The 8,266-nt window shown below is 72.8% G+C and carries 8 protein-coding genes; 4 read left to right on the forward strand and 4 right to left on the reverse strand.

All coding sequences use genetic code 11. The annotated features are described in order from the left end of the window. Positions 1-161: 161 nt before the first annotated feature. The 3 genes from ABZ939_RS35010 to ABZ939_RS35020 all read left to right on the forward strand — a co-directional run bounded on the left by ABZ939_RS35010 (position 162) and on the right by ABZ939_RS35020 (position 2,264). Complete coding sequence (locus ABZ939_RS35010; protein ID WP_361864316.1) at positions 162-1,145, forward strand: helix-turn-helix domain-containing protein; 984 nt, start codon at positions 162-164, stop codon at positions 1,143-1,145. A gap of 155 nt (positions 1,146-1,300) precedes the next feature. Further along, positions 1,301-1,783, forward strand: coding sequence for a DUF456 domain-containing protein (locus ABZ939_RS35015; RefSeq protein WP_361864318.1), 483 nt, complete (start codon positions 1,301-1,303; stop codon positions 1,781-1,783). A 79-nt stretch (positions 1,784-1,862) separates the two neighbouring features. Beyond that, a complete protein-coding gene (locus tag ABZ939_RS35020; protein WP_361864320.1) occupies positions 1,863-2,264 on the forward strand; it encodes a PPOX class F420-dependent oxidoreductase in 402 nt (133 codons plus the stop codon). On the opposite strand, the gene ABZ939_RS35025 is transcribed toward ABZ939_RS35020, so the two are convergent. The 4 genes from ABZ939_RS35025 to ABZ939_RS35040 form a co-directional block, all read right to left on the reverse strand. Continuing rightward, positions 2,236-2,676 (reverse strand): GNAT family N-acetyltransferase, encoded by a 441-nt coding sequence (locus tag ABZ939_RS35025; protein ID WP_361864322.1) that lies wholly within the window; start codon positions 2,674-2,676, stop codon positions 2,236-2,238. The two genes, ABZ939_RS35020 and ABZ939_RS35025, sit on opposite strands and share 29 nt — an antisense overlap. Positions 2,677-2,680: 4 nt before the next feature. After that, complete coding sequence (locus ABZ939_RS35030; protein ID WP_361864324.1) at positions 2,681-4,072, reverse strand: AlkA N-terminal domain-containing protein; 1,392 nt, start codon at positions 4,070-4,072, stop codon at positions 2,681-2,683. Between the two features lie 217 nt (positions 4,073-4,289). Then, the gene (rsgA, locus tag ABZ939_RS35035) at positions 4,290-5,396 is read right to left on the reverse strand and encodes a ribosome small subunit-dependent GTPase A (protein WP_361864326.1); all 1,107 of its coding nucleotides are present in this window, start codon (positions 5,394-5,396) and stop codon (positions 4,290-4,292) included. Positions 5,397-5,699: 303 nt separating this feature from the next. Beyond that, positions 5,700-6,551: an SDR family oxidoreductase gene (locus ABZ939_RS35040; RefSeq protein ID WP_361864328.1), complete on the reverse strand. Its 852-nt coding sequence runs from the start codon at positions 6,549-6,551 to the stop codon at positions 5,700-5,702. A 214-nt stretch (positions 6,552-6,765) separates the two neighbouring features. Here ABZ939_RS35040 and argG point away from each other — a divergent pair, with 214 nt between their 5' ends. Further along, complete coding sequence (argG, locus tag ABZ939_RS35045; RefSeq protein ID WP_361864330.1) at positions 6,766-8,220, forward strand: argininosuccinate synthase; 1,455 nt, start codon at positions 6,766-6,768, stop codon at positions 8,218-8,220. The last annotated feature ends 46 nt before the right edge of the window (positions 8,221-8,266 follow it).

Below are 8,266 nucleotides of genomic sequence, written 5' to 3' on the forward strand. Positions count from 1 at the left end.
GCGCCACATTGGCAGAGGTGAGGGTGGTGCAGGGATGATGTGCGCGGCGGGAATGCGCCGTGGCCGATTCCCGCCAGGGCACCAACGGAACGAATGCGTCCGGTGAGCGTCCCGGGAATGTCCGGGACGCCCTGGGACGTCCGGCGAGGGGTGGGGCAGGGATGCTGGGAGCGATAGGTCTCGACGAGCGGCAGGAGTCCGCGTACCGCGCGCTCGTCGCGATGGGCGCGGCCGAGGTGACAGACCTGGCACATCGCCTCGCGCTGCCCGAGACGGACACCGAGCGGGCGCTGCGGCGACTGGAGTCGCAGGGGCTCGCCGCGCAGTCCTCGGCGCGAACGGGACGGTGGGTGGCGGCGCCGCCGGGGGTGGCGCTGGGCGCGCTGCTGACGCAGCAGCGGCACGAGCTCGAGCAGGCCGAACTGGCGGCGGCGCTGCTCGCGGAGGAGTACCGCGCGGAGGCGGCGGAACCGGCCGTCCACGACCTCGTCGAGGTGGTGACCGGCGCGAGCGCCGTCACCCACCGCTTCCTCCAGCTCCAGCTGGGCGCGACGGAGGAGGTCTGCGCGCTGGTGACGGGCAAGCCGATCGCGGTGACCGGCATGGAGAACGACGCGGAAGAGCTGGCGGCCGGGCGGGGCGTGCGCTACCGGGTGGTCGTCGAGCGGGAGGTCATGACCCTGCCCTCGGGGATCGTCGAGCTGTCGGCGGCGCTCGGCCGCGACGAGCAGGTCCGGGTGGTGGACCTGGTGCCCACCAAACTGGTGGTCGCGGACCGGGCCCTGGCGATGGTCCCGCTGACGGGCCGGGGCGCGGAGCCGGCGGCTCTCGTCGTGCACGCGAGCGGGCTTCTGGAGTCCCTGATGGGGCTCTTCGAGGCGGTCTGGCGCGACGCGCTGCCGCTGCGGCTCGGCGCGAGCGCCCAGGTCACGGAGACGGAGGTGCCGGGCCCCGACGCGACGGACCTGGAGATCCTCTCGCTGCTCCTGGCCGGCATGACGGACGCGAGCGTGGCCAAGCAGCTCGACCTGGGCCTGCGGACGGTCCAGCGCCGGGTGAAGGGCCTGATGGAACTGACGGGCGTGACGACGCGGCTCCAGCTGGGCTGGCACGCGTACGAGAAGGGGTGGGTGGCACGCGGGTGACGCGACCGGGGCGGGGGAGGATCGACCGCGGCTGAAACACTTGGGCGGCCCAGCACGCGTGTCGTACCCCCACTCGGCCCCGCGCGGCCCCCGCCCGGCCCCCCGTACGTACCCTGCGACCTGCGAGAAGATCATCGGTCCTGCACGCTTGACAGATGGGTGTGTGGCAGCTGTTGCTCGTCGCGATGGTGATGCTGCTCGGCCTGTTCGGGGTGCTGGCTCCCGGCGTGCCGGGGCCGTGGCTGGTGTGGGCCGCCATGCTCTGGTGGTCCCTCAACGAGCAGAGCGGGCTCGCCTGGATCCTGCTCGTCTCCTCGACCGCGCTGCTCCTGCTCACCCAGGTGGTCGTATGGCAGCTGCCGCCGCGCCGGATCCGCGGGGTCGGCATCACCCGGCGAATGGTGGCCTACGCCGGCATCGGCGCGTTCCTCGGCTTCTTCCTGATCCCGGTGCTCGGCGCGATCCCCGGCTTCATCGGCGGGATCTACCTCTCCGAGCGGCTCCGCCTCGGCGGACACGGACAGGCCAGGGCCTCCACCCGGACGGTGATGCGCGCGGCGGGGACGAGCATTCTGGTGGAGCTGTTCTCCTGCCTGATGATCGTCGGGGCGTGGTTCGGCGCGGTCGTCTGGGGCTGAGGTCCTAGGACCGACAGACCCCGGCGGATCGGCCGGATCGCCGATGCGCCGGGGCCGGTCGGCGCGTGACCCTGACCCCATGAGGGATTTCGAGGGCTTCACCGACGCCGAGCGCGCCTATCTGCGGACCCAGCGGCTGGCCAGGATGGCCACGGTCGATCCCGGGGGCCAGCCGCAGGCCAACCCGGTCGGATTCTTCCCGCAGGAGGACGGCACGGTCCTGGTGGGCGGTCTCGCCATGGGCCGTTCGAAGAAATGGCGCAACCTCGAGGCCAACCCCAAGGTGGCGCTGGTCGTCGACGATCTGGCGAGCGTACGGCCCTGGCGGGTGCGCGGGGTCGAGATCCGGGGGGTGGCCGAGCTCCTGGTCGGGCCGCACGAGCTCGGCCCGCACTTCAGCGAGGAGGTCATCCGGATCCACCCCCGCAGGATCCACAGTTGGGGCCTCGCGGCTACTTCGGAAGATCGATCTGGTACCTGATGAAGCCGGTGTTCCGGGCCACCCGGTCGTAGAGCCGGCGGGCGGTGGTGTTGGACTCCTGGGTGTTCCAGTAGACCCGGTCGCAGCCCTGCTCCCGCGCCCACTCCGTCACGGCGGCGATCAGGGCGCGGGCGACGCCCTTGCCGCGCACCTCGGGCTCGGTGAACAGGTCCTGGAGGTAGCAGACGTCCGGTCCCGAGGTGTTGGGGTGGACGAAGAAGTGCGTGATGCCGACGATGCGGCCGTCGAGCCGGGCGGCCAGGGCGTGCAGCCGGGTGCCGTCCTGGAAGGCGGTCCAGGCCCGCTCGTACATCGCGTCGGGCTCGCTGCGGCCGTAGAACTCGATGTACGCGCGGAAGAGCCGCTCCCAGGCGTCGCGGTCCTCGGGTCCGAGCAGGTCTGTGCTGATCATGGGCTCATTCTGCCGGTAGGGCCGTCGGCTCCGGCGCGCGCTCCGGCGGGAGCTCCAGATACCGGAGTGCGTAGGAGCGCCAGGGCCGCCAGGTCTCGGCGTCCGGGCCGCCCTCGGGAGCCACGTCGGGGTCTCCGAGGGCGCGCATCCGGATGAGGGCGGCCTGGGCGACGGTGATGCCGGGGACGGCGCACAGGGCCCGTTCCGCCTCGTCGCGGTCGGCACCGGGGTCGAGGCGTACGGCTCCGGTGGCGAGCGTCTTCGCGAGCGGGCCCGCGACCGGGTGGGCGGTGAGCGCGGCGGGCTCGGGGAAGAGGTGGGTGAGGGTGCCGCAGGCGCTGTCCAGGGGCGTGCCGTGGGCCGGGACGAGCCGCGCCGCCTCCTCGGGGCCGACCAGCGTCCGTACCGCGAACTCCTCGGGGTCAGCGGCGCCCGGCGACCGCAGGCCGGGCCGGGCCGCGACCCGCGCGGCGAGGCCGGGGTCGGCGCCGAGGCGCTCGGCGACGGCGTACGGATCGGCGTCCAGGTCGAGGAGCCGCCGCAGCCGCTGGACGGCGGTGGTCAGGTCGCGCAGGTCGGTGAGGTGGATCCGGGCCTCCAGCCAGGGTCCGACGGAGCGCTCGTCGACGGAGACGATGCCGGTGCCGTACGGGAGGCGGAGCGTACGGCGGTAGGTGCGGGCACCGGGGTCGCCGAGCACGTCCTCGACGTGCGGCAGCGCCTCGGCGGCGAGCAGGTCGAAGACCTCGCGGGCGGCGTACGGGCCGCGGTGGGCGAGCCGCAGCGGCACCCCGGCGGCGAGGGCGGTACGGGGTCCGGCACCGGTGCCGGACTCGGTGCGCAGCTCGGAGGGGGTACGGGCGTAGATGCTCCGGATCGTGTCGTTGAACTGGCGCACGCTGGCGAACCCGGAGGCGAAGGCGATCTCGGTGATCGGGAGCCCGGTGGTCTGCAGGAGCAGTCGCGCGGTGTGGGCCCGCTGGGCGCGGGCGAGGGCGACGGGGCCGGCGCCGAGTTCGGCGGTGAGCTGCCGCTGCACCTGCCGGGCGCTGTAGCCGAGCCGCCCGGCGAGCCCGGGCACGCCCTCCCGGTCGACGACCCCGTCCCCGATCATCCGCATGGCGCGCCCGACGACGTCGGCGCGCACGTTCCACTCGGCGGACCCGGGCACGGCGTCGGGCCGGCAGCGTCGGCAGGCCCGGAAGCCGTGGCCCTGGGCGGCGGCCGCGGTGGGGAAGAAGGTGACGTTCTTGCGCTTGGGCGTGACGGCGGGGCAGCTGGGGCGGCAGTAGATCCCTGTCGTCTCGACGGCGAAGAAGAACGCTCCGTCGAACCGGGCGTCGCGGCTGCTGACCGCCTCGTACCTGGTGTCCTCGCTGGTCTCCTGGTCGCTCACGAGATCCAGTGTGCGGGAGCCCCGGACACCGGGCTGGCGGTTTTCGGACACCACGCTGCCCCCGGGGCCGCCGAGTGACGCCGGGCCGTCGGCAGGACCGGCAGCCCGCGCCACCGGCCGTCCCACACCACCGGCAGCCCGGCCGTCCGCGCCACCTGGCCGCCCGTCCGACCGATCGCCCGTCCGTCCGCACGACCGGTCGCTCCGACTCCCGCGACTACCGCACGCGGCCGCCGCGCTTGACCTCCATCGCCGCGCGCCCCTCCGCGCCCTTCCGCTTCCAGTCCTTGAGGATCTCGGCGCGGAGCCGGGCGTCCGTCTTGGCGACGATGCGCTGGTTCTCCCGCAGGAGCTTGCGGTAGCTCTCCAGCCGGCGCATCGACAGCGAGCCGTCCTCGACCGCCGCCGTCACCGCGCAGCCCGGTTCCGCCTCGTGGGCGCAGTCGTGGAAGCGGCACTCCTCGGCCAGCTGCTCGATCTCGGAGAAGACCTGGCCGACGCCGGTCTCGGCGTCCCAGAGCCCGACGCCGCGCAGACCGGGGGTGTCGATGAGGACGCCACCCCCGGGCAGCACGAGGAGGTTGCGCGTGGTCGTGGTGTGGCGGCCCTTGCCGTCCACGTCACGGGCGGCCTGGACGGTCATCACGTCCTCGCCGAGGAGGGTGTTGGCGAGCGTCGACTTTCCGGCGCCGGAGGCCCCGAGCAGCACGCTCGTCCCGCCGGACACGACCGCCGCGAGCACGTCGAGGCCCTCGCCGGTCTGGGAGCTGATCGGCAGCACCTGCACGCCCGGGGCCACGGACTCCACGTCCTCCACGAGGTAGGAGAGCCCGACCGGGTCGGGGACGAGGTCGGCCTTGCTGAGCACGACGAGGGGCTGCGCGCCGGACTCCCAGGCCAGGGCGAGGAAGCGTTCCACCCGGCCGAGGTCAAGCTCGACCGCGAGCGAGACGGTGATGATCGCGTGGTCGACGTTGGCGGCGAGGATCTGACCCTCGGACCGCTTGGACGAGGTGGACCGCGCGAACGCCGTGCGGCGCGGCAGCAGCGTCCGTACGTACTGGGGATCGCCGGCCGCGTCGACGGCGACCCAGTCCCCCGTGCAGACGACCTTCAGCGGGTCGCGGGGAACGACGAACTCGGTGTCGCCCCGGACGGTGCCGACGGGGGTGATCACATCGCACTGCCCGCGGTCGACCCGCAGGACACGGCCGGGCAGCAGCCCCTGCTCGGCGTAGGGCGCGAACGCGGCTTCCCAGCCCTCGTCCCAGCCGTACGGAGCGAGAGCGTGCGAAGCCGAAGCCTGAAGAGAAGAGAAAGACAAGGGGTGACCCTTCACAAGGGTGGCCCCGGCACGCGCACTTGGGCGCGAGAGATGAGGAAGGTCAGCCGGTGGCCACTGAGGTGGAGTGAACGAACTTCGGGATGAGGGCAGCGCCCATCGACACGACAGCCACAGTCACACCTCCTGGATCACAGACACACCGGCCACGGCGGTTTGGGGCCGCCGGAGAACGAGAGGAACACTAACCGCAGGTCCCTGCGGGACGCCAACTCTTTTTCCTGGGCGATGGATTCGGCCCCGGGTGGTACCCCGCGACCCCCACTTCATGGCCTCTGCGGCGGGTCACTCCGGTGCGTGGGTGCGCAGCCACTCGGCCCAGGTGACCGTGCCCCGGGTGCCGTCGGGGCAGGTCAGGTCGCGGGCCGCCCGTTCGGCCACGGCCGGCACGGGGAGCTTCAGCACGCGGCGCCGGCGGCCACGGATCTGCTGCCACTGCGCGAGGAGTTCGCCGAGCGTCAGCACCTCCGGCCCGCCGAAGTCCGTGTCCTGCCCGCCCGGCCCTTCGGCGACGCGCCGGACCAGGTGGTCGGCGAAGTCGCGCGAGTCCACCGGCTGGGTCCGCAGCTCGGTGGGCCACGGCATGACGGGCAGTCGGGCCGCCTTGCCCAGGATCCGGTCGGCCAGCCAGTGGAACTGGGTGGCCCGCAGGATCGACCAGGGCACCTTCCCCGCGCGTACCAAGTCCTCCGCCGTGTGCTTGACGCGCATGTACGGAACGCGGGGCCGGTCGACACCGACGATGGACACGTGGGCGAAGTGGCGCACGCCGGCCCGGTCGGCCGCCTCGAGGAGTCGGCGGGTGCCGTCGACGTCGACCTCCGGCGGGCTGCGCCAGAGGTCGGCCGGCAGGAGATAGCCGCGCTTGGCGGCGGGGGACAGCGTCGCCGCGTGCACGACGACCTGCGCCCCGGCCACCGCCGCCGCGATCCCCTCACCCGTGGCGAGATCCCCCCGGATCCACTCCACGTCGGGATCGGAGCCCGGATATCGGGAGAGCACGCGCACGCGGTGGGTCGGCTTCAGCCGGGCGACCACGTCCCGTCCCAGATGCCCGGTACCGCCCGTGACCAGGACGGTGTCCATCGGCCGCACCTCCGGTTCGATCAGTTCGGTCAGCTGCTCCGACTGTCTCACCCCGGCGGCGGGGCGGGCCGGGCGCGCGCGGCCGTACGGGTGAGCCGGGGCTCCGTCGACGACGTGGCGGCGCGCGGCGCCGCCGCCCGCGCCTTCATCCGTCTCGCGCGGCAGCTCGTCGACGCCCGCGAGCGCCGCCGAGGGATTACGCCCCCGCGTAAGTATTTTTCGACCAGACTTTGCATGACCATGCGCGATCCTGCATACTCTTCCTATGTCCAAGGTCCTCACCTCCCTTCCCGCCGGCGAGCGCGTCGGCATCGCCTTCTCGGGCGGCCTCGACACCTCGGTCGCGGTCGCGTGGATGCGCGACAAGGGTGCCGTCCCGTGCACCTACACCGCCGACATCGGTCAGTACGACGAGCCCGACATCGCCTCGGTGCCCGGCCGTGCGAAGACCTACGGCGCCGAGATCGCGCGCCTGGTCGACTGCCGCGCGGCGCTGGTCGAGGAGGGCCTGGCCGCGCTCACCTGCGGCGCGTTCCACATCCGCTCGGGCGGGCGTGCCTACTTCAACACGACGCCCCTCGGCCGGGCCGTCACGGGCACGCTCCTCGTCCGGGCGATGCTCGAGGACGACGTGCAGATCTGGGGCGACGGCTCGACGTTCAAGGGCAACGACATCGAGCGGTTCTACCGGTACGGCCTGCTCGCCAACCCGCACCTGCGGATCTACAAGCCCTGGCTGGACGCGGACTTCGTGACCGAGCTCGGCGGCCGCAAGGAAATGTCGGAGTGGCTCGTCGCCCACGACCTGCCCTACCGCGACAGCACGGAGAAGGCGTACTCCACCGACGCCAACATCTGGGGTGCCACGCACGAGGCCAAGACCCTGGAGCACCTGGACACCGGCGTGGAGACCGTGGAGCCCATCATGGGCGTGCGGTTCTGGGACCCCTCGGTCGAGATCGCCACCGAGGACGTGACGATCGGCTTCGACCAGGGCCGCCCGGTGACGATCAACGGCAAGACGTTCACCTCCCCGGTCGACCTCGTCATGGAGGCGAACGCCATCGGCGGCCGGCACGGCATGGGCATGTCGGACCAGATCGAGAACCGGATCATCGAGGCCAAGAGCCGCGGCATCTACGAGGCGCCCGGCATGGCCCTGCTGCACGCCGCGTACGAGCGGCTGGTCAACGCGATCCACAACGAGGACACCCTCGCCCAGTACCACACCGAGGGACGCCGCCTCGGCCGTCTGATGTACGAGGGCCGCTGGCTGGACCCGCAGGCGCTGATGATCCGGGAGTCGCTGCAGCGCTGGGTCGGCGCGGCCGTCACCGGCGAGGTGACGCTGCGGCTGCGGCGCGGTGAGGACTACTCGATCCTCAACACCACGGGCCCCGCGTTCAGCTACCACCCGGACAAGCTGTCCATGGAGCGCACCGAGGACTCGGCGTTCGGTCCGACCGACCGGATCGGCCAGCTCACCATGCGCAACCTCGACATCGCCGACTCCCGCGCCAAGCTGGAGCAGTACGCGGGTCTCGGCCTGATCGGCACCGGCAGCCCGGCCATCGGCGCCGCCCAGGCGGCCGCGACCGGCCTGATCGGCACCATGCCGGAGATGCCGGAGGGCGGCGCCGAGGCCATCGCCTCCCGCGGCGAGGTCTCCGAGGACGACGTGCTGCTCGACCGCGCTGCGATGGAGTTCGGTACGGACTGACGCACCACGGCTCGACGGAGAAGGCCGGCTCGAGCGGGATCTCGTC

The organism is Streptomyces sp. NPDC046712 (genome assembly GCF_040645695.1).
GTDB lineage: Bacteria > Actinomycetota > Actinomycetes > Streptomycetales > Streptomycetaceae > Streptomyces.

Coding starts and splice junctions, on each gene's coding strand:
- ABZ939_RS35010 (WP_361864316.1), top strand. CDS start 162: ATGCTGGGAGCGATAGGTCTCGACGAGCGGCAGGAGTCCGCGTACCGC.
- argG (WP_361864330.1), top strand. CDS start 6,766: ATGTCCAAGGTCCTCACCTCCCTTCCCGCCGGCGAGCGCGTCGGCATC.
- ABZ939_RS35025 (WP_361864322.1), bottom strand. CDS start 2,676: ATGATCAGCACAGACCTGCTCGGACCCGAGGACCGCGACGCCTGGGAG.
- ABZ939_RS35015 (WP_361864318.1), top strand. CDS start 1,301: ATGGGTGTGTGGCAGCTGTTGCTCGTCGCGATGGTGATGCTGCTCGGC.
- ABZ939_RS35020 (WP_361864320.1), top strand. CDS start 1,863: ATGAGGGATTTCGAGGGCTTCACCGACGCCGAGCGCGCCTATCTGCGG.